Below are 22,410 nucleotides of genomic sequence, written 5' to 3'. Positions count from 1 at the left end.
GCAATACTGAAGCCGTGACTGTTCCCCGCCAATTGCCCAATGCCATCACCGTGGTGCGCATCATCTGTGCGCCGGTGTTCCTGTGGATGCTGCTGGCAGACGACGGCGCGAACGGCCCGTTGCGGTGGTGGTCGGCTGTCCTGTTCGTCGTGGCGATCGCCACCGACGGCATCGACGGCTACCTCGCGCGCCACAACGACATCGTCACCGATGTGGGCAAGATCCTGGATCCCATCGCCGACAAGGCGCTCACCGGCTGCGCCTTCGTCGGGCTGTCGATCCTCGGCGAGCTGGACTGGTGGATCACGATCATCGTGCTGGTGCGCGAGGTGGGCATCACGATCTACCGGTTCGCGGTGGTCAGCGACCACGTTCTGGCGGCGGCGTGGATGGGCAAGCTGAAGACCCTGGCGCAAGCTGTCGCGCTGACCCTGGCCCTGCTGCCGCTGGCGATGCTCGTGGGCGACTGGATCCGCTGGGTGAACATCGTCACGATGACGATCGCCGTTGTGCTGACCATCGCCAGCGGCATCGACTACATCGTCAGCGAGGTGCGCGGCAGCCGGAAGAAGCAGCGGTGACAGCCTCTCCCGATGCGGTCGAGGTGCTCGCGCGGCTGCAGGCGCGAGGGTGGACGGTCGGAGTCGCCGAGTCGCTGACCGGCGGCCTGGTGGTGGCATCCCTCATCGACGTGCCAGGTGCTTCAGCGTGGGTGCGTGGGGGAGTGGTCGCGTACGCCACCGAGCTCAAGCACCGGATCCTCGGCGTGGACGCCGTGCTGCTGGCCGAGCACGGCCCCGTGCATCCCGACGTCGCGCGGCAGATGGCAGAAGGCGTCCGTGCGGCCACGACGACGGCGGACGGCCCGGCCGACGTCGGCATCGCCACCACCGGCATCGCAGGCCCGACCTCTCCCGACGGCCAGCCGGTGGGTACGGTGCACGTCGGCGTGGCGACCCCCGAGGGGACGCAGGTCGTCTCGGCAGTGCTCTCGGGCAACCGTGATGACATCCGGCATGACGCGGTGCGGCTCGCCCTTCGTGCCGCGATCGGCGCATTGTGACATGGTTCGGCCGATCGGGAACAACCCCCGTCACAGAACGGTTGCATTCGGCGATTCCCAAGTATTACCAAGCGCGTGGGATTAGTGTGACCCACACGGGTGTTGTACTCTTGTGCACCCGGCAACGAGGGAAATAACGGTGAGGAGGGGCCCGAAATGATCCTGGTACGTCAAGAGATCGGCGACGTGCTTCGCGACTTCCGTCAGCAGAAGGGCGATACCCTCCGGCAGGTGGCGGGCCGCGCGAGCGTCGCCCTCGGCTACCTCAGTGAGGTCGAGCGCGGCCAGAAGGAGGCATCGAGCGAGATCCTCGCATCGGTCGCCGACGCGCTCGATGTTCCCATCTCGACGATCATGCGCGAAGTCAGCGACCGCATCTCGGTGCTCGAGGGCGTCCAGTCCTTCCCGGACGTGGTGCCCGACGACCTTGTGGCAGAGGTCGGTCCCGAACTGTCGCTGCGCTGACGCGTGCGTCGCAGCGAGTTCCAACGGGCGGTCGCCGCAGAGTTCGGCGGCCGCTCGTCGGCGTTGGTGAACGACCTCGTGCTGCCGGGCCTGGGTGATCGCACGGCAGCAGAAGCGCTGGATGCCGGCATCCCGCCGCGAGAGGTCTGGCTCGCGCTGTGCATCGAAACAGATGTGCCCGAGTCGCGTCGGCACGGTGCGGGCCGGCTCGAACCGCGGCGATCCTGAGGGGCACCGCGCACGATTTCTGCGCGCCGACGCGTGCGGCGTGTCGTCGAAGATGCGTTCGAGATAAGCGTAGGCTCCTGCACAGCAGGTTCGTGAAGGCGATTGTCCACGGATGCGACGGTGAACGGCAGAGGATGTCGGAGCCCGCTCGTACTGTGAACAGCGTCGAACGACACCTCCGCCTTGTCGCAGCATCCGTCCAGACGGACAGAGCGTGACAGCCTACAGGCGACGGACACCGATTGTGTAAGGAGCACGTCATGCCCTCTCCCGCTGACCGCGAGAAAGCCCTCGAATCGGCTCTCGCTCAGATTGACCGGCAATTCGGAAAGGGCTCGGTGATGCGCCTCGGCAGTGACGAGCGTGCTCCGGTCGAGGTCATCCCCACCGGCTCGATCGCCCTCGACGTCGCCCTCGGCGTCGGTGGCCTTCCGCGCGGCCGCATCATCGAGATCTACGGCCCGGAGTCCTCGGGCAAGACGACGCTGACGCTGCATGCGATCGCGAACGTCCAGAGCGCAGGCGGCATCGCTGCGTTCATCGACGCCGAGCACGCGCTGGACCCCGACTACGCGAAGAAGCTGGGGGTCGACATCGATCAGCTGCTCGTGTCGCAGCCCGACACAGGTGAGCAGGCGCTCGAGATCGCCGACATGCTGATCCGCTCGGGGGCGATCGACCTCGTCGTGATCGACTCGGTGGCCGCCCTCGTGCCGCGTGCCGAGATCGAAGGCGAGATGGGCGACTCGCACGTCGGTCTGCAGGCACGACTCATGTCGCAGGCGCTGCGCAAGCTCACCGGTGGTCTGAACCAGACCAAGACGACCGCGATCTTCATCAACCAGCTGCGTGAGAAGATCGGCGTCTTCTTCGGCTCGCCCGAGACCACCGCCGGTGGAAAGGCGCTGAAGTTCTATGCGTCCGTGCGTCTGGACATCCGTCGCATCGAGACGCTCAAGGACGGATCGGACGCGGTCGGCAACCGGACCCGCGTCAAGGTCGTCAAGAACAAGATGGCGCCGCCGTTCAAGCAGGCGGAATTCGACATTCTGTACGGCATCGGCATCTCGCGTGAGGGCAGCCTCATCGACTTCGGCGTCGAGCACGCGATCGTCAAGAAGTCGGGTGCGTGGTACACGTACGACGGCGAGCAGCTCGGGCAGGGCAAAGAGAACGCCCGCAACTTCCTGCTCAAGCACCCGGACGTCGCGGACGACATCGAGTCGAAGATCAAGGTGAAGCTCGGCATCGGCGTGCCGAAGGCCGTCGAAGCGGTCGCCGAGGGTGCTGACGACGCGGTGCCGCAGAAGGTCTCTGCCTGATCATGGCCGACGAGAACGGGGGCGGCCGTGAGCGGCTTGCCCCCGTGATCCCGCTCTTCGGCGGTCGGTCCGAGCCTCCGGCAGCCGATCGCGCACCGAATCCGGCCGAGGAGCGGACGACGGTTCCGGTCGTAGCGCAAGCACAGCTTCCGGTCGTAGCGCAAGCGCCGCGAGACGAGACGACGCCCCCGCCGTCCGCGACGTGGCACTCCGTCTGGGATGACGAAGAAGACGCCGCGGACGACGTCGGCGGCGAGATCGATGAGAGCCTGCGGGCTGAGCTCGACGTCGCCGAGCGCGACCTGCTGCGCAAGCTCCGTACGCGGCAGCTGTCGGTCTCGGAGGCCCGCACGGTGGTCGCCGAGCGCGATCTCGAAGCACACGACGTCGACAAGCTGCTGCACGTGTTCGTGCGTCGGGGATACCTCGATGATCGTGCGCTGGCCGAGCAGTTGGTCACAGCGGCCGTGGAACGCAAGGGACAGGGGCGCAAGATCATCGCGCAAAGCCTTGCCAAGCGGCGCATCCCACGGGATGTGATCGATGCTGCGCTGGCGGAGCTTCCCGATGACGACGCCGAACGGGCGCTGGAGTTCGCACGGCAGAAGGCGCGGTCGATGCACGGCCTCGAACGCGACGTCGCTCTGCGCAGGTTGGTCGGCCAGCTCGCGCGGCGCGGGTACGGATCGGCGGCGCTGGATGCCGCACGTCGGGCGCTCGACGAGCTCTGAGCGCCGTCGCCCACAGAGCGGATGACCCGGCCCTCGGCTGCGGCTCGTAGAATGTTGTGACTATGTCTTCGCCCTCTTCAGCCCCGACGATCATCGCGCCCTCGCCTGCCGCGCTCGATGACTTCGGGCACGCGCGCACTTACGAAGTCCGTACGTTCGGCTGTCAGATGAACGTGCACGATTCCGAGCGTCTTGCCGGCTCGCTCGAGAGCGCCGGATACATCCGCGCGACCGAGGGGCAGGACCCCGACGTCGTCGTGATCAACACGTGCGCGGTGCGTGAGAACGCTGCCGGCAAGCTGTACGGCACGCTCGGGCACCTCAAGAGCAAGAAAGACGTGCACGACGGCATGCAGATCGCCGTCGGCGGCTGCCTGGCCCAGATGGACAAGCAGGCCGTGCTCGACAAGGCGCCGTGGGTGGATGTCGTGTTCGGCACGCACAACATGGGTTCGCTGCCGGGTCTGCTCGAGCGCGCGCGCCACAACGGCGAGGCCGAGCTCGAGATCCTGGAGTCCCTCGAGGTCTTCCCCTCGACGCTGCCGACCAAGCGCGAGAGCGCCTACAGCGGGTGGGTGTCGATCTCGGTCGGCTGCAACAACACCTGCACTTTCTGCATCGTGCCGAGCCTGCGCGGCAAAGAGAAGGATCGCCGGCCTGGCGACATCCTCAGCGAGATTCGGCTGCTGGTCGATGACGGTGCCGTCGAGGTCACACTGCTCGGCCAGAATGTCAACTCCTACGGAGTCGAGTTCGGCGACCGGCAGGCGTTCGCGAAGCTGCTGCGCGCCGCCGGCTCGATCGAGGGGCTCGAGCGCGTGCGGTTCACCAGCCCGCACCCGGCCATGTTCACCGACGACGTCATCGACGCGATGGCCGAGACGCCCAACGTCATGCCGCAGCTGCACATGCCCCTGCAGTCGGGCAGCGATCGCGTGCTGCGCGCGATGCGCCGCTCGTACCGCAGTGCGCGCTTCCTCGGCATCCTCGACCGCGTGCGCGCGAAAATGCCCGACGCCTCGATCACCACCGACATCATCGTGGGCTTCCCCGGTGAGACCGACGAGGACTTCGAAGACACCCTGCGGGTCGTCGAGCAGGCACGCTTCTCCAGCGCTTTCACTTTCCAGTACTCGATCCGCGAAGGCACACCCGCGGCGACCATGGCCGACCAGGTGCCGAAGGAGGTCGTGCAGGAGCGCTACGATCGCCTGCTCGCCGTGCAGGAGCGGATCTCGCTCGAAGAGAACGAGAAGCAGGTAGGTCGCGAGGTCGAGGTGCTCGTCTCGACCGGTGAAGGCAAGAAGGATGCCGCGACCCACCGGCTCACCGGGCGTGCGCGCGACAACCGGCTCGTCCACTTCGAGGCCCCCGCAGGCTCCGACCTGCCGCGGCCCGGAGACATGGTGACCGTGCAGATCACGCACGCGGCGCCGTTCCACCTGTTGGCCGATTCACCCGACGGTGCGCAGCTGCGCATCCGCCGCACGCAGGCCGGCGATGCGTGGGAGCGCGGCCAGGCCGACACGTGCGGTGTGCCCTCGCACGGTGGCTCCACCGGGGGTGCGGTGTCACTGGGCATGCCGTCGATCGGCCTGCGCTCCACAGGTCGTTGAGCGAGCGCAGCGAGTCGAAACGGCGCCGCCGCAGGCTCTGGGCGCTCGTCGGCGCCACCGGCACCGGCAAGACAGCCCTGTCGCTCGACCTCGCCGAGGCGCTCGCCGCAGCCGGCGCGCCCGCCGAAATCGTCAACGCCGATGCGATGCAGCTGTATCGCGGCATGGACGTCGGTACGGCCAAGCTGCCGCACTCGGAGCGCCGCGGCATCCCGCACCACGTGTTCGACGTGCTCGAGGTGACCGAAGACGCCGCCGTGGTTCGCTATCAGGGCGATGCGCGGACCGCGATCGAACAGATCCACGCGCGCGGCGCCGACGCGATCCTCGTCGGCGGCTCGGGGCTGTATGTGTCCAGCGTCCTCTACGACTTCCGCTTTCCGCCGCGGGACGATGCGGTGCGCGCGGCCCTCGAGGCCGAGCTCGAACAGCACGGCGCGGCGGTGCTGTTCGCCCGCCTGCGCGAGCAGGACCCCGCCACGGCGGCACGGATCGATCCGCGCAACGGGCGCCGCATCGTGCGTGCGCTCGAGGTGCTCGCCCAGGGTCATGCCACGCATGGCGCGGCATTGCCCGATCAGCCTGTGCTGTGGCATTCTGACACGCGCATCGTCGGTGTGCACGCCGATCGGGCCGAGCTCGTGCCCCGGCTGGACGCGCGCGTCCAGCACATGTGGCAGGGCGGCCTGCTCGACGAGGTCGAGCGGCTGCGCGCGGCGGGCCTGGAGCGCGGCACGACGGCGCCCCGGGCGATCGGCTACGCGCAGGCGTTGGCACAGCTGCGCGGTGAGAAGACCGAGGCCGAGGCGATCGCCGAGACCCAAGCGCTGACGCGCCGTTACGCGCGCCGGCAGGTGTCGTGGTTCAAGCGCTACCCGGGCATCGAGTGGGTGGCGCCGAGAACGGGCGCCGCGGCCCTGGTGCGCTGAGGCGGAAGGGGGCGTCACACGGGCTGGGAGACACAAGGGGCGAGGTGACACGGGAACCTCGATCCGGCAGAGAAGGCGGCAGTGCGCCGTTGTCGGTGGCGTGCGCAATGATGTCGGTATGACCACCGTCTTCTACACGGCCTCGAGTCTTGACGGATTCATCGCCACTGCGCAGCACCGGCTCGATTGGCTGCTGCGGCGGGATGTCGATCCTGACGGGCCGATGGGCTACAACGCTTTCGCGCGGTCGGTCGGCGCGCTCGTGATGGGCGCGGCGACGTACGAGTGGGTCCTCGCCCATGACAAGGGGTGGGCGTACACGCAGCCGACGTGGGTTCTCACGCACCGGACGCTGCCCCAGCGGGCAGGCGCCGACGTGCGATTCGCGTACGGAGATGTGCGCCGCGTGCACAAGCAGATGACCAAGGCGGCTGGTGGCCGTGATCTGTGGGTGGTCGGCGGGGGAGACGTCGCCGGACAGTTCGCGGTGGCGGGCCTGCTCGATGAGGTCTGGGTGCAGTTCGCGCCGGTGACCCTCGGCGCAGGCTTCCCGTTCATGCCGCTTGCGCTGGAACTGGAGCTGCTCGAGGTGGCTCGCAACCGTGACTTCCTGTGCGGCCGGTACGGCGTCGTGGGCGCCCCCGGCACGCTCGACTCATTCGATGCCGAGGACGCGTGAGCGAAACCACCGACCTGCCGTGCGCGCACCGCGCTCCAGTGACCCGCCGAACGGGTTCTCGCGCACCATGTATGTCCACGTCGCCGATGGTCGGCGCATCCCCAGCGCGGCACCTCCGGCGGTGAGCTGTGCGGCGGTGATCGTGCGCAGGATGCCGGCGGCCCGGTCGTAGACCGTGTCGAAGAAGCCCTCGAATCGGCGCAGGGTGATGCGGTGGAACTCGTCGCGCGGGCTGAGGCCTGCCAGCGCCTGCAGATGGATGCCGTCACGGATCTCACCCAGCTGGGCCAGGTGGTCGCTCCACGCATCGTCCAGGCACCACAGGATGACCTCGCGGGCCGCGTCGTCGACGGTCTGCACGGAGGTCGCGGCGGTCAAGGCTTTCAGCTGGGTCGGGATGCGGCTGCCCAGCTGCTCGCGCACGTGCTCGCCGCGCATCACCTCGTCACGCTCGGCCAGCACCGTGTGCCGCTGCCGGGCGATGGCGCGGGAGAAGTCCCAGGTGTCGCGGTGGCGGTCGCGTCGCGCACCTTCGGCGATCCGCTGCGCCGCGTCGACGACGGCGCCCAGCGCGTGAGTGTCGGCCGCGCCGTCCTGGCGCGTCGCCTTGGTCATCAGGTACGCCGGCGCGTGCGTGAGCACGAGTTCGTCGTCGAGGCTCGTGAACGTCACGGCGACCCCCGGATCTCCCTGCCGACCCGAGCGGCCCCGCAGCTGAGCATCCAGGCGCTGCGAGGGGTAGCGGCCGACTTGCAGCACGGCCAGACCTCCGGCTCGGGCCACCCGGTCGTGGTCGCGCTCATCGGCGCCGCCGAGGCGGATGTCGGTGCCGCGTCCAGACATCTGCGTGGAGATCGTGATCGATCCGAACTCACCCGCCGCGGAGATGACAGATGCCTCGGCCGCGTCATTGCGGGCGTTGAGCACGTCCACCTCCAGCCCGATGCCGGTCAGACGTGCGGCCACCCGCTCCGACTCGGCGACGCTCTGCGTGCCGACCAGGATCGGCTGACCGGTGCGATGGCGCTCCTGTACCTCAGCGACCAGAGCCTGCGTACGGCTCTCGTCGTCGAGGAACACGCGCTGCGGCAGATCGACGCGCCGGTTCGGCAGTCGTCGGGGGACGCGACCGGAGGACAGTCCGTAGAACTCCGAGAGCTCCTCGGCGACCGGCAGCACGGTTCCGCTCATCCCCACCACCGTGGCGTAGCCGCGCAGCAGGTCCTGCACCGTGAGGTTGTCGAGCACCATGCCCGGCGAGGACAGCGCCAGATGTTCCTTCTGCTCGATCGCGGCATGCAGACCGTCGGGCCACCGCTGGTGTTCGGCCACACGCCCCCGCGCGGCGCTGATCAGGATGACCTCGCCGTCCTGCACCAGATAGTCCACGTCGCGCACGATCAGCACGTGTGCGTGCAGGGCGAGATTGATGCGGGTGAGAGTCTCTGCCTGCGCCGCGTCATAGAGGTTCACCCCGCCCAGGCGCCACTCCAGCGCGTCGATGCCGGCATCGGTCAGCGACACGGTGGCGTGATCGTCGTCGACCGTGTAGTGCTCGCCGGCGCGCAGCGTCTGCACCAGCTGGTCGGCCAGGGCCACGTTCCCGGTGGCCGCCGGCGCCGTGCCCGCCAGGACGAGCGGCGACATCGCCTCATCGATCATGACGGCGTCGGCCTCGTCGACGATGGCCACGTCCTGCGCAGGGGCGACGCGCGCACCGGCGGTCGTGACGAAACGATCGCGCAGCACGTCGTAGCCGATCTCGCTGACCGGAGCGTGCACGATGTCGGCGCGGTACAGCTGCCGACGCTCACCGTGCGGAGTGTCCTGACCGACGCATCCCGAACTCATGCCGAGGGCGGCATACAGCGGCCGCATCCATTCCGCGTCGCGCCGGGCGAGGTAGTCGTTGACCGTCAGCACATGCACGCGGCGGCCGGCCAGGGCGTAGGCCGCCGCGGCCATGGCGCCCACCAGCGTCTTGCCTTCGCCGGTGTCCAGCTCGATGGCATGTCCGCTGATCAGGGCGCAGCAGGCGAGCATCTGCTGGTCGAACGGACGCTGTCCGAGCGTGCGTTCGGCGGCGGTGCGCAGTACGGCCAGAAGTCCCGCGCCCGCTGTGCGCCCGCTGGCCTGATCGCCGTGCAGAACCGCAGCGCGGGCGGCGGGCCGCAGCTCGGCGTCGGAAAGCGCCCGCGCCCAGGGCTCGAGGGTGCGCGCGTCGTCCACCGCGGCCTGGAACCGGTCGAATGAGACGGTTCCGGGAGCGCCGATCGCACGATCGAACCACCCTTTCACGACTTCATCCAAACACGCGGCGACGCCGATTCGGGCCATGGGCGGCGTCGCCGGCAGAATCGGAGGATATCGATCACCGTCCGCAGCGTGACATCGAGCGTACGCTCGCCGATGTCTGAGTGCGGGCGTGCAACCCTAGGATGAAGGGGATGCCTACCTCACTCGCGTTCACCAAGGGCCACGGCACCGGCAACGACTTCGTGGTCGTGGCCGACGCGGACGGCGCCCTTGCCCTCACCGACGATCAGGTGGCCGCGCTGTGCGACCGCCACTTCGGCGTCGGCGGCGACGGGCTGCTGCGCGTCGTGCGCTCTCGCGCCATCGATGAAGGACAGGATGCCGCAGCCGCCGGTGCGCAGTGGTTCATGGATTACCGCAACGCGGACGGCTCTGCCGCCGAGATGTGCGGCAACGGCATCCGCGTGTATCTGCACTATCTGCTCAAGACCGGGCTCGCACAGCTGGATGCCGACGGCGCGATCGGCATCGGCACGCGCAACGGCGTGCTGCGCATGACCCGCAGCGACCTCGGCTACGAGGTCGATCTCGGACCTTTCCGTGTCGAGGACGATGACGTGCTCGTGCGTGCACGCGGGCTGGATGTCGCCCGTCCCGGCCAGGGCGTGGACGTCGGCAACCCGCACGTCGTGGTGGCCGTCTCATCCGTGGCCGAACTGAACGGGCTCGATCTGCACGTCGCACCGGTCCTCGACCCGCGTCCGACCGCCGGTGCCAACGTCGAGTTCGTCGTGCCCGCCGACCCCCTGGTCACCGACGGCGTCGGTGCGATCAGGATGCGGGTGTTCGAGCGCGGAGTGGGCGAGACGCTCAGCTGCGGCACCGGGGTTGCGGCGGCCGCTCTCGCGGTGCGGGCGTGGGCGGGCAGCGCCGCCCCCGATCGCTGGATCGTCGATGTGCCCGGCGGGCGCCTGGGCGTGCGCGTGGATGACGGTCACGTCTTTCTGTCAGGGCCGGCCGCGTTGGCCTATTCGGGGACCATCACCCTCGCCTGACGCATCTTTCCGCTCTCAGCAGAGAATCGTGCGGTGCGCGGCCGTGCGCGCCTAGCATGTGGCCATGACCGAAGCCGCCGCACCACCGGATCTCCGTTCGTGTCAGACCGACCACGGCACGCCGCCGGCGCCCGAACCACTGTGGCGCGAACTCGTCGGCGACGTGCTGCGCGCGCGGCGCACGGAGCGCGACGAGACACTCGCCGACACGTCGCGGCGTGCCGGCATCTCGCCGCAGTATCTGTCCGAGATCGAACGCGGACGCAAGGAGCCCTCGAGCGAGATGCTCGCGGCGGTGGCCGGGGCGCTCGGCCTGACCCTGCTCGACCTGACGCTCGGCGTCGCCGAACGCGTGGCGACGGCCCCCGACCGGGTTGCCTCGCCGCAACGGGCGGTCCTGCGGGCCGCGTACGCCCTGGCCGCCTGAGGCATATCACGCAGCCGAAGGAGCCCGCTGCGAGATCACCTGGTCGACGATGCCGTAGTCGCGGGCGCCGTCGGCGGTCAGCACGAGATCGTGGTCGGTGTCGGCCCGCAGCCGCTGGATGCTCTGACCCGTGTGGGTGGTGAGGATCCGTTCGATCTCTCCGCGCACCCGCACGACCTCGTCGGCCTGCAGGATCAGGTCGGGCACGGCGCCTCGGGCCTGTGCGGCCGGCTGGTGCAGGATCACCCGCGCGTGCGGGAGGGCCGCCCGCTTTCCCGGAGTGCCGGCCGCCAGCAGCACGGCGCCCACGGCGACGGCTTCACCGATGCAGAAGGTCGCGATGTCGCTGCGCACGAAGCGCATCGTGTCGTAGACCGCGAGCATCGCGCTCGGGTCACCGCCCGCGCAGTTGATGTACAGCTGGATGTCACGGTCGCCGCCCTGGGCGTCCAGGTGCAGCAGCTGCGCGACGAGCGAGTTGGCCACATCGGCATCCAGCGGGGTGCCCAGGTAGATCACCCTTTCGGTCAGCAGCTGCGAATAGACGTCCATCACGCGGTCTCCGCGGGGGGATTCGGCGATCACGTTGGGGATCAGAAACTGCGCCATGTCAGGCCGCCTCGGTGGCAAGGCCCACGGCGCGGCGGGCGACGTGGGGGAGGATGTCGGGGAACGAGGTGGTGATCTCATCGATGAACCCGTAGGCCAGAGCCTCGTCGGCGCTGAACCAGCGATCGTGCAGCGAGTCTTCGAACACGCGGTCCAACGGCTGCCCGGTGTCGTGGGCGATGAGCCCGAGCACCGTGTCACGGGTCTCACGCAGGTCGGCGGCCTGCAGCTCGACGTCCACGGCCGTGCCGCCGATGCCGGACGAGCCCTGGTGCAGCAGGATGCGGCTGTGCGGCAGCGCGCGGCGCTTTCCCGGCGTGCCGGCCGAGAGCAGGAACTGGCCGGCGCTGCAGGCCAGCCCGAACGCCACCGTAGCCACGTCGCAGGGCACCGTGCGCATGAGGTCGCGGATCGCCAGCATCGCCGGCACCGAGCCGCCGGGAGAGTGTATCCACAGGGTGATGTCGGCTCGGTCGTCTTCGGCGGCCAGAGCCAGCAGCTGTGTCATCAGCAGCACGCCGTTGTCGTCGTCGAGCGGGCCGTCCAGCACCAGCACGCGTCGGGCGTACAGCGAACGGCGGGTCTCGGTGTCGAACAGGTGGCGCGGGGTGTCTTCGCTCATGCCCTCAGCCTGTGCGATCCCGGCCGGACGTGCACTCGGATCCGCTGCAGGCAGATCGGCCCACGGCAGAGCACCAGGTCGCAGAGCCGGCTCGTCAGGGCAGCGTGATCGATTCGGTGGCCGGTGTGCCGTGCCGACGCACTTTGAGCACCCGGTAGCCGCGCGCCGTGGCGGCACGATGCACGCTGAAAGACTCGTCGAGAGTGGCCGCCAGCCACCGCTGCAGTGAGTCCGAGCCCAGGTTGCGCTGCACGACGAACCAGCCGTCGCCGCGCTCGTCCAGACGCGGGATCCACCGCAGCAGCATGTCGTGCAGCACGCTCTTGCCGACCCGGATCGGGGGATTGGACCGGATGCCGCGGAACACGACGTCTGCGGGAACATCGTCGGGTGTGACGGCGTTGATGTTGGCAAGGCCGAGACGTTCGGCATTGCGGCGCACGAGATCGAGGGCGCGTTCGTTCACGTCCACTGCCCACACGGTGGCGTGCGGCGAGTCCATGGCCACCGACAGAGAGACAGGACCCCAGCCGCAACCCAGATCGAGGATGTCGCCGCCCGGAGGAGGCGGAGGGGTGTTCGCCAGGAGCACTTGGGTTCCGGCATCCACTCGATCCGGACTGAACACTCCGCCGGCGGTCGTGACCTGGACGTCGCGCCCCGCCAAGTGGGCGGAGATCTGACGGAGGTTCTCGGCGCTGGCAGGAGACGCGCTGAAGTAGTGGTCACTGCCCATGATGCTTCAGAGTAGCGGAAGGAGGGGCGTGTGCCCCAGGCTAGAGTTTTACAAATGGATGAGACCCGTTCCGAGCCCGTCGACCCGGTGGACCGGGTGCTCGCGCACGCTGACGCGCACTCGGGCGTGAGGGTGTTCGGCGCGGCGCAAGCGCTGCAGGATGCCGCGACCGCGGCCGGCGACGGCTCCGACACGGCTTTCAACGGAGAGCAGTGGGATCGTGAGGAGCGCGCGGCGCTGCGCCGTGTGCAGGGGCTGTCGACCGAGCTCGAAGACGTCACCGAGGTCGAGTACCGCCAGCTGCGTCTGGAGAACGTGATCCTGGTCGGCGTGCACCCGCAGGGCGCCACCGAAGACGCGGAGAATTCGCTGCGTGAGCTGGCCGCGCTCGCCGAGACGGCGGGAGCCGTCGTTCTCGACGGTCTGCTGCAGCGGCGCCCGCATCCGGACCCCGCGACCTACGTCGGTCGCGGCAAGGCGCAGGAGCTGCGCGATGCGGTGGCGGCCCTGGGCGCCGATACCGTGATCGCCGACACCGAGCTGGCCCCGAGCCAGCGGCGTGCGCTGGAAGATGTCGTGAAGGTCAAGGTCATCGACCGGACCACCGTCATCCTGGACATCTTCAGCCAGCACGCCAAGAGCCGTGAGGGCAAGGCGCAGGTCGAGCTCGCGCAGCTGGAATACCTGCTGCCGCGCCTGCGTGGCTGGGGTGATTCGATGAGCCGTCAGGCCGGTGGCCAGGTCGGCGCCGGCGGTGCGGGAATGGGCTCGCGCGGACCCGGTGAGACCAAGATCGAGCTGGACCGTCGTCGCATCCGTACGCGGATGGCGCTGCTGCGCCGCCAGATCAAGGACTTCGGGCCGGCCCGAGAGGCCAAGCGCGCCGAGCGCAAACGGCACACGGTGCCGTCGGTGGCCATCGCCGGGTACACGAACGCGGGCAAGTCCAGCCTGCTGAACCGTCTGACCAGCGCCGGTGTGCTGGTCGAGAACGCGCTGTTCGCGACGCTGGATGCCACCGTCCGCCGGTCCGAGGCGGCAGACGGTCGCGTCTACACCCTGACCGACACCGTCGGGTTCGTGCGCAATCTGCCGCACCAGCTGGTCGAGGCGTTCCGTTCGACCCTCGAAGAGGTCGCCGATGCCGACGTGATCGTGCACGTCGTGGACGCTGCGCACCCCGATCCGGCCGCACAGCTGGCGACGGTGCGCGATGTCATCGGCGACGTGGGCGGGCGGGACATCCCCGAGATCGTCGTGTTCAACAAGGCGGACCTCGTCTCGGACGACACACGTCTCGTGCTGCGCGGACTCGAGCCGGATGCGATGTTCGTCTCCAGCCGCACCGGCGAGGGGGTGGACGTGCTGCGCGAGCGCATCGAGCAGACGCTGCCCCTGCCGGCGGTGGAGATCACGGCCCTCGTCCCTTACGACCGCGGCGACCTGGTGGCCGCCGCGCACGAATCGGGGATCATCGTGTCGCAGAGCCACGAGCCCGGTGGCACGCTGCTGCACGTGCACGTCGGCGAGCACCTGGCGTCACAGCTCGGACCGTACCGGGTCGGCTGAGGCCTACGACAGCGCCAGCGGCGGCACTCCCGCCGGGGTGAAGTCGAAGACCGCTCCCAAGAACGCGAGCTCCTTCTGCAGGGAGTCGATCACCGTGTCGGTGCCGCGGAACCCGTGCGCCTCGCCGGGATAGAGCACGTACGCATACCGCACACCGCGCGCGATGAGCGCGTCACGGATCGCCTCGGCCTGCGCGGGCGGGACGATCGGGTCGTCGGCGCCTTGCAGCAGCAGCACCGGCACGCGGAACCGCTCGGGATGTGACAGCGGCGAGCGCTCGAGGTACACGGCCTCGGCCTCTGGCAGAGGCCCGATCAGCCCGTCGAGGTAGCGTGACTCGAAGTCGTGGGTGTCGGCGGCCAGAGCCCGCGCATCGCCGACGCCGTAGCGGGAGATGCCCGCGGCGAACACATCGGTGTTCGTCAACGCCGCCAGCACCGTCCAGCCTCCGGCCGAGCCGCCCGCGATGGCAAGTCGTGCAGGATCGGCAAGGCCTGCGGCGGCAAGGCCGGCAGCCGCTGCGGCCACGTCGTCGACGTCGACGACGCCCCACTGCCCGCGCAGCCGCTCGCGGTACTCCCGGCCGTACCCGGTCGATCCGCCGTAATTGACATCGAGCACGCCGATGCCGCGGCTGGTCAGAAGCGCGGTGCGGGCCGACGCGGCAGGCGCGGTGTGCGAGGTCGGGCCGCCGTGCACCGTCACGAGATACGGCGGCAGCTCACCGGTCGGCGCGGTGGCGTCGGGGTTGCGGGGCGGGTAGTCGAACGCGTGCACGGGTCCGTGCGGGCCGTCGAAGGTGACGGCGCGAGGCTGCGGCATCCACTCTGCTGCCCAGGGCACAGACCCGTCGGTCACCCGTTCGGCGCTCGTCGGGTCGTCGACGTCGAGGAGCCAGACTGCCGATGGGCCGGTCACTCCGGCGGCGGTCAGCAGCACGCGCGTCCCCGACACGTCGGTGATCGAGACGTTCGCGGTGGCATCGAGGGGGAGAGTGCGGACAGTGCCGTCGGCGGGATCGATGATCACCACCTGGTCTGCCCCGTTCGTGCGTACCGCGACGATGCGCCCGTCGGCCAGCGGGCGGAACCACCGCGTGCCCAGCACCCAGACGGGACCGCCCGTGTCGGCGTCTGAGGGGGCGACAGCCACGGGTTCGAGGGCCGCGTCCACCCGCACGCGCTGCAGGTTCCATCGCCCGGTGGCGTCGTCGGCGTAGAGCAGCTCGTCGTCGCCGATCCAGATCGGCTGCAGCGGGGCGGTCTCGCCGCCGGCGATCACCGTCGGGTCGGACCCGTCGTGGCCGCGCCGCACGAACAGACGCGTGTGGTCCCACGGCATGTTCGGGTGGTTCCAGCCGATCCACGCCAGTCGTGTGCCGTCGGCCGAGAGCGCCGGATGGGCGACGAAGTCGGTGCCGCGTGCGAGCGAGACCACCGCGGGTGGGTCGGTGGGCACGATCTCGACGATGTCGCGCTCGGGGGTGCGCTGCCCGGTGTGCGTCTCGCGGACGGCGAGCAGCCGCCCGTTCTGCCAGTCCAGGCCGCCGTAGCGCTGGCCGGCATCGGCCGGCGTGAGCCGGCGCGGTAGCCCGCCTGTGACCAGCTCCCACACGCACTGGTCGCCCTTCTCGACGAAGAACAGGCGTCCGTCCGGCGACGCCGTCCATGCGCCGCCGCCGTACTCGTGCACGCGTGAGGCGATCGACCATGGTGCGGGCAGCAGCACGCCGCCCCGGCGTGAGCGCACCGTCATGCGGCCGCCCTCGGACGGCACGGACTCGCCCCACCAGATGTCGCCGTCGACGAAGCGGGCGCCCTCCAGACGCGGGGCGGATGAGGCGGCCAGAGCGGCCGTGACAGGCGAGGGCCAGGTTCCGTAAGAGAGAGTTTGCGGCATCCACCCACGCTAGCCGCAGACACCGAAAACGGCGGTGATCGGGATGCCTATGCCGATAGACCTCGCCACAGAGGGACCTCGCAACAGTACGTCACAGCGGGTGCCGGCGGGCCCTCGTGCGCCTACCGTGGACCCATCGTCGCCCGGGAGCTCCCGGGCAGGAGCGACAGCCGAGCCCGGCACCCGCCCGCGATCCATCCGCGCACGACCATGCGCGGACCGCGGCCGCCAGGCCATCGTTCTTGCCCCCGATCTGGAGAACCCGTCATGCCCCTCGCCGACGACCTGCTGCGTGCCCCGGCACGTGTGCCGTTCTCGTTCGAGCTGTACCCGCCGCGAACCCCGGGCGCCGCCGCGGCGCTGGAGGAGACGATCCAGCGTCTGGCCGAGGCCGGCCCCGGGTTCATCTCGGTCACCTACGGCGCGGGCGGATCCACCGGCGGGCGCTCGCTCGAGGTGCTCCGGCGCATCCGCGAGCACACGCCCGTGGAGCCCCTGGCCCACCTGACCTGCGTAGGCAACACCTACGCCGGGGCGGCGGCCCTGATCCGCGAGTTCCTCGACGCCGGCATCGGCAGCTTCCTCGCCCTGCGGGGCGACCCGCCCTCGGGCCTCGACGAGGACGACGTGTTCCTCGGCGACCTCGAGAGCGCGGCCCAGCTCGTGCAGCTGATCGACCGGGTGCAGGCCGAGCGGACACCGTACGTCGAGTCGGGCATTCCGGGACTGCCCGGGGCTGCGCGCGTGGACCGCCGCGAAGGCGTCGAGATCGCCGTGGCGGCCTTCCCGAACGGGCACCCGCGTTCACGCCATGCGCGCCAGCACATCGACGCGCTGCTGGCCAAGCAGGCAGCCGGGGCGACGTTCGCGATCACGCAGCTGTTCTTCCACGCGGACGACTACCTCGGCTTCCTCGACCGCTGCCGCACGGCCGGGGTGGTGATCCCGATCCTGCCCGGCATCATGCCGATCACTTCACCCGCGCGCCTGCATCGGGTGCTCGAGCTCACCGGCGAGCAGGTGCCGGCCGAGCTCGAGATCGCGCTGCAGATCGAGCCCGATGCCGAGGCCCAGCGCGCGTTCGGCATCGGCTACGCCGCGCGACTGGCCGCCGACGTGGTCGCCGCCGGCGCTCCCGGCGTGCACCTGTACGCGTTCAACAGCCACGACACGGTTCTCGCGGTCCTGCGCGAGGCCGGCATCCTCACCACCACCGATCGCACCACCACCGACCGCACCACCACCGACAAGGAGATCGCACGATGACCACCGCATTCCCCGCCGGGACCATTCTCGGCTACCCCCGCATCGGCCGCCACCGCGAGCTCAAGCGCGCCCTCGAAGCGCACTGGGCCGGCCGCATCGACGCCGACGAACTCGAGCGCATCGCGGCCGAGCTTCGCCGAACCACCCGCACCCGCCTGCGCGAGCTGGGCCTCGGCGCAGACGATTCGTCGATCCCCGAATCGTTCTCGTTCTATGACCAGGTGCTGGATGCCGCGACCGCCGTCGGAGCCCTTCCCGAGCGGTTCGCACAGCTGCGCGAGGCGGACGGGACGATCGGGCTGCGCGCGTACTTCACCGCCGCCCGCGGCCAGGGCGCGAAGGCGCCGCTGGAGATGACGAAGTGGTTCGACACGAACTACCACTACCTGGTGCCCGAAATCGGCCCCGAGACGCTGTTCGCCCTCTCGAGCGACCGGCTGGCGCGCGAGGTGGCCGAAGCGCGTGCGGACGGTGTGACCAGCCGTCCGGTCCTCGTCGGCCCGGTGACGCTGCTGGCCCTGTCGAAGGCGTCGGATGCCGCGCCCGAGGGCTTCTCGCCGCTGTCGCGGCTCGATGACGTGCTGCCGGTGTATGTGCGGCTGCTGTCGGCGCTGCGCGCCGCCGGGGCCGACTGGGTGCAGCTGGACGAGCCGGCGCTGGTCAGTGAGAGCCTGCCGGTGGGAGCCGCGGAGCTGGCGGCGGCAGCCGAGCGTGCCTACACGGTGCTGGGCGGGGCGGGTGATCGCCCGCAGATCGTGGTGGCGGCCGGCTATGCGCAGCTGTCGTTCCCGGCGTGGGCGGCGCTGGCTGCCGCACCGATCGAGGCCATCGCGCTGGACCTGGTGCGCGGCGAGGTTCCGGTGGCGGTTCCCGGCCTTGCCGACAAAGTGCTGGTGGGTGGCGTCATCGACGGGCGCAACATCTGGCGCGGCGACCTGGAGGCGGCGTGGCTGAAGCTGGAGCGACTGCGGCAGCTGCCGGCGCGCGGTGTCGCCGTCGGCACGACCACCTCGCTGCAGCACGTGCCGCACGACGTGGGCGACGAGCCCGACCTCGACCCGAGGCTCGCGTCGTGGCTCGCCTTCGCCGACCAGAAGGTCGGGCAGATCGCGACGCTGGCCACCGGCCTGGTGCACGGGCGCGACGCGATCGACGACGAGGTGGCCGCGGCATCCACCGCTCTGGCCGACCGCCGGCGTGCGCCGGGAGTGCGCGACGACGCCGTGCGCGAGCGCCAGGCGGCGCTGACGCCGGGCGCGTTCACCCGCGCGGACTATGCCCAGCGTGCGGCCGCGCAGGATGCCGCGCTCGCGCTGCCGCTGCTGCCCACCACCACGATCGGCTCATTCCCGCAGACTGCGGAGATCCGCCGTGCCCGCGCCGCGCACGACCGGGGCGAGCTGAGCACGTCGGACTATGAAGACGTGCTGCGCCTGGAGATCACGACGGTGATCGGGCTGCAGGAAGAGCTCGGACTGGACGTGCTCGTGCACGGCGAACCCGAGCGCAACGACATGGTGCAGTACTTCGCCGAGTACCTGGACGGGTTCGCGGTCACCCGCAATGGCTGGGTGCAGTCGTACGGATCGCGTGCGACGCGACCGTCGATCCTGTGGGGCGACGTGTCGCGACCGGCTCCCATCACGGTGGCCTGGTCGCAGTTCGCCCAGTCGCTGACCGACAAGCCTGTGAAGGGGATGCTGACCGGTCCGGTCACGATCCTCGCGTGGTCGTTCGTGCGCGACGACCAGCCGCTGGCCGAGACGGCGAACCAGGTGGCGCTCGCGCTGCGCGATGAGATCGCCGATCTCGAGGCGGCGGGCATCGGCATCGTGCAGGTCGACGAGCCGGCGCTGCGCGAACTGCTGCCGCTCAAGCACGCCGACCAGTCGTCGTATCTCGACTGGTCGGTCGGATCGTTCCGGTTGGCCACCGGCGGCGCGGGCGTGGCCACGCAGGTGCACACGCACCTGTGCTACTCCGAGTTCGCCGTCGTGATCGACGCGATCGCCGGGCTGGATGCCGACGTCACCTCGATCGAGGCAGCCCGCAGTCGCGGTGAGGTGGTCGCCGACATCGCCTCGTCGGGATTCGCCCACGGCATCGGCCCGGGCGTCTACGACATCCACTCCCCGCGCGTGCCGTCGGTCGACGAGATGGCGCGACTGCTCGCGCAGGCCGCCGCCGACCTGCCACTGCGACAGCTCTGGGCCAACCCCGACTGCGGGCTGAAGACCCGCGCCTACCCCGAGACGGTCTCGTCACTGCGCAACCTCGTCGAGGCGACGCAGCGGGTGCGCGCCGCCCACGAGGCGCTGACGGTGATCTGAGGCAGACCCCGTCACACTGACAGAGGCCCGACCGGTCGACACCGGTCGGGCCTCTGTCGGACTCTGCGGCTCAGACGGCGCGAAGCACCGCCACCACCTTGCCCAGCACCACGGACTCGTCACCCAGGATCGGTTCGAAGGCCGAGTTGCGGGGGAGCAGCCACGTGTGTCCGTCGCGCTGGCGGAAGGTCTTGACCGTCGCTTCGCCGTCGAGCATCGCCGCCACGATCTCACCGTTGGCCGCAGTGTTCTGCGCGCGCACCACCACCCAGTCGCCGTCGCAGATGGCGGCGTCGATCATCGACTCGCCCTGCACCTTGAGCATGAACAGCTCGCCCTTGCCCACGAGCTGACGCGGCAGGGGGAAGATCTCTTCGACCTGCTGCTCGGCGGTGATCGGCACGCCGGCCGCGATGTGACCCACCAGCGGCACCAGCGCCGCGTCGCCGACCGCGGGGGCGGTGTCTGCGGGGTTCTCTGCAGACGTGCCAGGCAGGTCGATCAGGATCTCCATCGCGCGGGTCTTGCCCGCATCCCGGCGCAGATAGCCGCTGAGTTCGAGCTGATTGAGCTGATGCGTGACGCTGGAGAGCGACTTGAGACCGACCGCGTCGCCGATCTCGCGCATGCTGGGCGGGTAGCCGTAGCGGGTGATCGACTGGGCGATGACCTCGAGGATGGCCAGCTGCTTGTCGCTCAGGCTCTTTCGGCGTCGCGTCTGACGTCGCGGCTTGGTGTCGCCTGCCGCGGCGGCGTGGTTCTCGCCGCGCTGGTTCGCATCGGTCATGTCAGCTCCCGTCCTGCCACCCGGGGCAGCGTCTTCGAATGTCGGAGGTTGGTGATGGGGTGTCCTCATCGAAACGGTATCCGGTCCGAAGACGAACGAGGGCCAGCCTGCGGGCGTGTCGGCTTGAAACATCTCCGATCCGGATCCCTGTTGACAGTGTACTGAATCGAAGATAACTTTGGAAGAGAGATTCGGGGGCCACGCTCCCGGCCGAGTGCGGCCCCCGAACTTCTCGTCCGAACAGGAGGACCAATGTCCGGCATCTCACTGGTTTCGCACCCGGCACCCACCACGCGGTTGCGGTTGACGCTGCGTGGTCGTCGTGTCCTTGCAGCGATCGTGGCGATTCCGGTCGCGGGGGCGATCGCGATGGCGGTGATCGGCGGCGGAGCGGCGTTGGCGTCGAAGGATGCCGGGGCTCCGGCGGGAACGTTCTCCACGGTGTCGGTCCAGGCCGGCGACACGCTGTGGTCGATCGCGCAAGAGGTCGCGCCCCGTTCGGATCCTCGTGACGTGGTCGACGCGATCGTGCGGCTGAACGCCCTGGACGGCGTCGCGCTCCAGCCGGGGGAGCGCATCGCGATCCCCGCGCAGTACGTGCCGGCGTCGTGAGGCGCGAGGCCGGCGTCTGCGGCTGACACGGGTGGGAGCCGGCACGGGTGAGAGCCGGCACGGGTGAGAGCAGTGCGGACGCGGCACTCTACGATGGATGCTGTGAGTCCTCGCCTGGAAGATCTGCCCGTTCGTGACGATCTGCGCGGGATGACGCCGTACGGCGCCCCGCAGGCCGCGTTGCCGGTCGCGCTGAATGTGAATGAGAACACACATCCGATCCCGAAGGACGTCTCAGACGACATCGTCGATGCGATCGCGTTCGCGCTGCGAGACGTCAACCGGTATCCCGACCGCGAGTTCACGCACCTGCGGGAAGGGTTCGCGGACTACCTCGGTCACGGGCTGACCCGCGAGCAGATCTGGGCGGGCAACGGGTCGAACGAGGTTCTGCAGCACCTGCTGCAGGCTTTCGCCGGTCCCGGCCGCACCGTCTTCGGCTTCGCGCCGACATATTCGATGTATCCGCTGCTCACGCGCGGGACCGGAGCGCAGTGGGTGGCCGGCACCCGTGCCCACGACTTCACCATCGCTGCCGACGACGCGGTGGCGCAGGTCGCCGAGGCCGATCCGGATGTCGTCATCCTCTGCTCGCCGAACAACCCGACCGGCACCCCGTTGTCGCTCGAGGTGATCGATGCGGTCTATGCGCGCTCGCGCGGGATCGTGATCGTGGACGAGGCGTACTGGGAGTTCGCGCCGCGCGAGCAGCAGTCCGCGCTGACGCTGCTGCCCGATCGGGAGCGCCTGGTCGTTTCGCGCACGATGAGCAAGGCGTTCGCCTTCGCCGGCGCGCGCGTCGGGTATCTGGCCGCCGACCCCGCGCTGATCGACGCTCTGCGGCTGGTGCGGCTGCCGTACCACCTCAGCGCGCTCACGCAGGCGGCGGCCTCGGCCGCGCTGCGGCACGCGCCGACGATGCTGGCCGCCGTCGACGAGATCGTCGTGCAGCGTGACCGCATCTCGGCGACCCTGGCCGCTCTGGGGTACAACCCGTATGAGTCATGGACGAACTTCGTGCTCTTCTCGGGCGTTGAGGACCCGGCCGCGACCTGGCAGGCGCTGTACGACCGCGGGGTGCTCATCCGTGACGTGGGGCTGCCCGGCAGCCTGCGGGTCACTGCCGGCACCGAGGCCGAGACCTCCGCGTTCCTGGACGCCCTCGCCTCCGTCACACCCGCGCGGTGATCGCGGCCGGGCCGCAACACG

Annotated in this window: 22 protein-coding genes; 16 read left to right on the top strand and 6 right to left on the bottom strand. The window is 69.8% G+C overall.

Features of this window, described 5'->3' with window-relative positions:
- Nucleotides 1-14 precede the first annotated feature (14 nt).
- The 9 genes from pgsA to QU603_RS10615 all read left to right on the top strand — a co-directional run bounded on the left by pgsA (nucleotide 15) and on the right by QU603_RS10615 (nucleotide 7,033).
- Nucleotides 15-581, top strand: a complete 567-nt coding sequence (gene pgsA / locus QU603_RS10655) for a CDP-diacylglycerol--glycerol-3-phosphate 3-phosphatidyltransferase (RefSeq protein ID WP_308491366.1) — start codon at nucleotides 15-17, stop codon at nucleotides 579-581.
- Nucleotides 578-1,063, top strand: coding sequence for a CinA family protein (locus QU603_RS10650; protein WP_308491365.1), 486 nt, complete (start codon nucleotides 578-580; stop codon nucleotides 1,061-1,063). Before pgsA ends, QU603_RS10650 begins: the two co-directional genes overlap by 4 nt.
- A gap of 156 nt (nucleotides 1,064-1,219) precedes the next feature.
- Complete coding sequence (locus tag QU603_RS10645; protein ID WP_308491364.1) at nucleotides 1,220-1,528, top strand: helix-turn-helix domain-containing protein; 309 nt, start codon at nucleotides 1,220-1,222, stop codon at nucleotides 1,526-1,528.
- Between the two features lie 3 nt (nucleotides 1,529-1,531).
- Nucleotides 1,532-1,756 carry a DUF3046 domain-containing protein gene (locus QU603_RS10640; RefSeq protein WP_308491363.1) on the top strand — a complete coding sequence of 75 codons (225 nt, stop codon included), beginning with the start codon at nucleotides 1,532-1,534 and terminating at the stop codon, nucleotides 1,754-1,756.
- A 260-nt stretch (nucleotides 1,757-2,016) separates the two neighbouring features.
- The gene (recA, locus tag QU603_RS10635) at nucleotides 2,017-3,078 is read left to right on the top strand and encodes a recombinase RecA (protein WP_308491362.1); all 1,062 of its coding nucleotides are present in this window, start codon (nucleotides 2,017-2,019) and stop codon (nucleotides 3,076-3,078) included.
- Between the two features lie 2 nt (nucleotides 3,079-3,080).
- Nucleotides 3,081-3,809, top strand: a complete 729-nt coding sequence (locus tag QU603_RS10630; protein WP_308491361.1) for a regulatory protein RecX — start codon at nucleotides 3,081-3,083, stop codon at nucleotides 3,807-3,809.
- Between the two features lie 62 nt (nucleotides 3,810-3,871).
- Entirely contained in the window at nucleotides 3,872-5,425 is a 1,554-nt protein-coding gene (miaB, locus tag QU603_RS10625) for a tRNA (N6-isopentenyl adenosine(37)-C2)-methylthiotransferase MiaB (RefSeq protein WP_308491360.1), read from the top strand.
- Nucleotides 5,422-6,354, top strand: a complete 933-nt coding sequence (gene miaA, locus QU603_RS10620) for a tRNA (adenosine(37)-N6)-dimethylallyltransferase MiaA (RefSeq protein WP_308491359.1) — start codon at nucleotides 5,422-5,424, stop codon at nucleotides 6,352-6,354. The genes miaB and miaA overlap by 4 nt, the downstream gene beginning before the upstream one ends.
- Before the next feature lie 118 nt (nucleotides 6,355-6,472).
- On the top strand, nucleotides 6,473-7,033 hold the full coding sequence (locus tag QU603_RS10615; RefSeq protein WP_308491358.1) for a dihydrofolate reductase family protein: 561 nt from the start codon (nucleotides 6,473-6,475) through the stop codon (nucleotides 7,031-7,033).
- Here the strand turns inward: QU603_RS10615 and secA2 are convergent.
- Complete coding sequence (secA2, locus tag QU603_RS10610) at nucleotides 7,010-9,331, bottom strand: accessory Sec system translocase SecA2 (protein ID WP_308491357.1); 2,322 nt, start codon at nucleotides 9,329-9,331, stop codon at nucleotides 7,010-7,012. The genes QU603_RS10615 and secA2 overlap by 24 nt on opposite strands.
- Nucleotides 9,332-9,480: 149 nt before the next feature.
- On the opposite strand from secA2, the gene dapF reads away from it, so the two are divergent.
- Together dapF and QU603_RS10600 are read left to right on the top strand one after the other, a co-directional pair.
- A complete protein-coding gene (dapF, locus tag QU603_RS10605; RefSeq protein ID WP_308491356.1) occupies nucleotides 9,481-10,344 on the top strand; it encodes a diaminopimelate epimerase in 864 nt (287 codons plus the stop codon).
- A gap of 64 nt (nucleotides 10,345-10,408) precedes the next feature.
- Entirely contained in the window at nucleotides 10,409-10,771 is a 363-nt protein-coding gene (locus QU603_RS10600; RefSeq protein WP_308491355.1) for a helix-turn-helix domain-containing protein, read from the top strand.
- A gap of 6 nt (nucleotides 10,772-10,777) precedes the next feature.
- Here QU603_RS10600 and QU603_RS10595 read toward each other — a convergent pair whose 3' ends face one another.
- The 3 genes from QU603_RS10595 to QU603_RS10585 all read right to left on the bottom strand — a co-directional run bounded on the left by QU603_RS10595 (nucleotide 10,778) and on the right by QU603_RS10585 (nucleotide 12,738).
- Nucleotides 10,778-11,380, bottom strand: a complete 603-nt coding sequence (locus QU603_RS10595) for a ClpP family protease (RefSeq protein ID WP_308491354.1) — start codon at nucleotides 11,378-11,380, stop codon at nucleotides 10,778-10,780.
- A gap of 1 nt (nucleotide 11,381) precedes the next feature.
- Nucleotides 11,382-12,002, bottom strand: coding sequence for a ClpP family protease (locus QU603_RS10590; protein WP_308491353.1), 621 nt, complete (start codon nucleotides 12,000-12,002; stop codon nucleotides 11,382-11,384).
- Nucleotides 12,003-12,096: 94 nt separating this feature from the next.
- Entirely contained in the window at nucleotides 12,097-12,738 is a 642-nt protein-coding gene (locus tag QU603_RS10585; RefSeq protein WP_308491352.1) for a class I SAM-dependent methyltransferase, read from the bottom strand.
- Nucleotides 12,739-12,792: 54 nt separating this feature from the next.
- Between QU603_RS10585 and hflX the strand changes: the two genes are divergently transcribed.
- Complete coding sequence (gene hflX, locus QU603_RS10580) at nucleotides 12,793-14,307, top strand: GTPase HflX (RefSeq protein ID WP_308491351.1); 1,515 nt, start codon at nucleotides 12,793-12,795, stop codon at nucleotides 14,305-14,307.
- Nucleotides 14,308-14,310: 3 nt separating this feature from the next.
- Here the strand turns inward: hflX and QU603_RS10575 are convergent, their stop codons facing one another.
- Nucleotides 14,311-16,206, bottom strand: coding sequence for a prolyl oligopeptidase family serine peptidase (locus tag QU603_RS10575; RefSeq protein ID WP_308491350.1), 1,896 nt, complete (start codon nucleotides 16,204-16,206; stop codon nucleotides 14,311-14,313).
- 267 nt (nucleotides 16,207-16,473) lie between these two features.
- On the opposite strand from QU603_RS10575, the gene QU603_RS10570 reads away from it, so the two are divergent.
- A complete protein-coding gene (locus QU603_RS10570; protein ID WP_308491349.1) occupies nucleotides 16,474-17,472 on the top strand; it encodes a methylenetetrahydrofolate reductase in 999 nt (332 codons plus the stop codon).
- Nucleotides 17,469-19,802, top strand: a complete 2,334-nt coding sequence (gene metE, locus QU603_RS10565) for a 5-methyltetrahydropteroyltriglutamate--homocysteine S-methyltransferase (protein WP_308491348.1) — start codon at nucleotides 17,469-17,471, stop codon at nucleotides 19,800-19,802. The genes QU603_RS10570 and metE overlap by 4 nt, the downstream gene beginning before the upstream one ends.
- 70 nt (nucleotides 19,803-19,872) lie before the next feature.
- Here metE and lexA read toward each other — a convergent pair whose 3' ends face one another.
- Entirely contained in the window at nucleotides 19,873-20,589 is a 717-nt protein-coding gene (gene lexA / locus QU603_RS10560; RefSeq protein ID WP_308491347.1) for a transcriptional repressor LexA, read from the bottom strand.
- Nucleotides 20,590-20,841: 252 nt separating this feature from the next.
- Here lexA and QU603_RS10555 point away from each other — a divergent pair, with 252 nt between their 5' ends.
- On the top strand, nucleotides 20,842-21,201 hold the full coding sequence (locus QU603_RS10555) for a LysM peptidoglycan-binding domain-containing protein (RefSeq protein WP_308491346.1): 360 nt from the start codon (nucleotides 20,842-20,844) through the stop codon (nucleotides 21,199-21,201).
- 93 nt (nucleotides 21,202-21,294) lie between these two features.
- Entirely contained in the window at nucleotides 21,295-22,389 is a 1,095-nt protein-coding gene (locus tag QU603_RS10550; protein ID WP_308491345.1) for a histidinol-phosphate transaminase, read from the top strand.
- Nucleotides 22,390-22,410: the final 21 nt, after the last annotated feature.

Source organism: Microbacterium terrisoli, from assembly GCF_030866805.1.
Classification (GTDB): Bacteria; Actinomycetota; Actinomycetes; order Actinomycetales; family Microbacteriaceae; genus Microbacterium; species Microbacterium terrisoli.
The sequence above is the reverse complement of the archived record's forward strand: the minus strand, read 5'-3'. Positions and strand labels throughout refer to the sequence as shown.

What these genes read in the sequence shown, in the direction of transcription:
- QU603_RS10600 (WP_308491355.1), top strand. Translation starts at nt 10,409, where the DNA reads ATGACCGAAGCCGCCGCACCACCGGATCTCCGTTCGTGTCAGACCGAC.
- recA (WP_308491362.1), top strand. Translation starts at nt 2,017, where the DNA reads ATGCCCTCTCCCGCTGACCGCGAGAAAGCCCTCGAATCGGCTCTCGCT.
- lexA (WP_308491347.1), bottom strand. Translation starts at nt 20,589, where the DNA reads ATGACCGATGCGAACCAGCGCGGCGAGAACCACGCCGCCGCGGCAGGC.
- QU603_RS10585 (WP_308491352.1), bottom strand. Translation starts at nt 12,738, where the DNA reads ATGGGCAGTGACCACTACTTCAGCGCGTCTCCTGCCAGCGCCGAGAAC.
- metE (WP_308491348.1), top strand. Translation starts at nt 17,469, where the DNA reads ATGACCACCGCATTCCCCGCCGGGACCATTCTCGGCTACCCCCGCATC.
- miaB (WP_308491360.1), top strand. Translation starts at nt 3,872, where the DNA reads ATGTCTTCGCCCTCTTCAGCCCCGACGATCATCGCGCCCTCGCCTGCC.
- QU603_RS10575 (WP_308491350.1), bottom strand. Translation starts at nt 16,206, where the DNA reads ATGCCGCAAACTCTCTCTTACGGAACCTGGCCCTCGCCTGTCACGGCC.
- QU603_RS10615 (WP_308491358.1), top strand. Translation starts at nt 6,473, where the DNA reads ATGACCACCGTCTTCTACACGGCCTCGAGTCTTGACGGATTCATCGCC.
- QU603_RS10570 (WP_308491349.1), top strand. Translation starts at nt 16,474, where the DNA reads ATGCCCCTCGCCGACGACCTGCTGCGTGCCCCGGCACGTGTGCCGTTC.
- QU603_RS10645 (WP_308491364.1), top strand. Translation starts at nt 1,220, where the DNA reads ATGATCCTGGTACGTCAAGAGATCGGCGACGTGCTTCGCGACTTCCGT.
- hflX (WP_308491351.1), top strand. Translation starts at nt 12,793, where the DNA reads ATGGATGAGACCCGTTCCGAGCCCGTCGACCCGGTGGACCGGGTGCTC.
- QU603_RS10550 (WP_308491345.1), top strand. Translation starts at nt 21,295, where the DNA reads ATGGATGCTGTGAGTCCTCGCCTGGAAGATCTGCCCGTTCGTGACGAT.
- QU603_RS10555 (WP_308491346.1), top strand. Translation starts at nt 20,842, where the DNA reads ATGTCCGGCATCTCACTGGTTTCGCACCCGGCACCCACCACGCGGTTG.
- QU603_RS10595 (WP_308491354.1), bottom strand. Translation starts at nt 11,380, where the DNA reads ATGGCGCAGTTTCTGATCCCCAACGTGATCGCCGAATCCCCCCGCGGA.
- QU603_RS10590 (WP_308491353.1), bottom strand. Translation starts at nt 12,002, where the DNA reads ATGAGCGAAGACACCCCGCGCCACCTGTTCGACACCGAGACCCGCCGT.
- QU603_RS10630 (WP_308491361.1), top strand. Translation starts at nt 3,081, where the DNA reads ATGGCCGACGAGAACGGGGGCGGCCGTGAGCGGCTTGCCCCCGTGATC.
- dapF (WP_308491356.1), top strand. Translation starts at nt 9,481, where the DNA reads ATGCCTACCTCACTCGCGTTCACCAAGGGCCACGGCACCGGCAACGAC.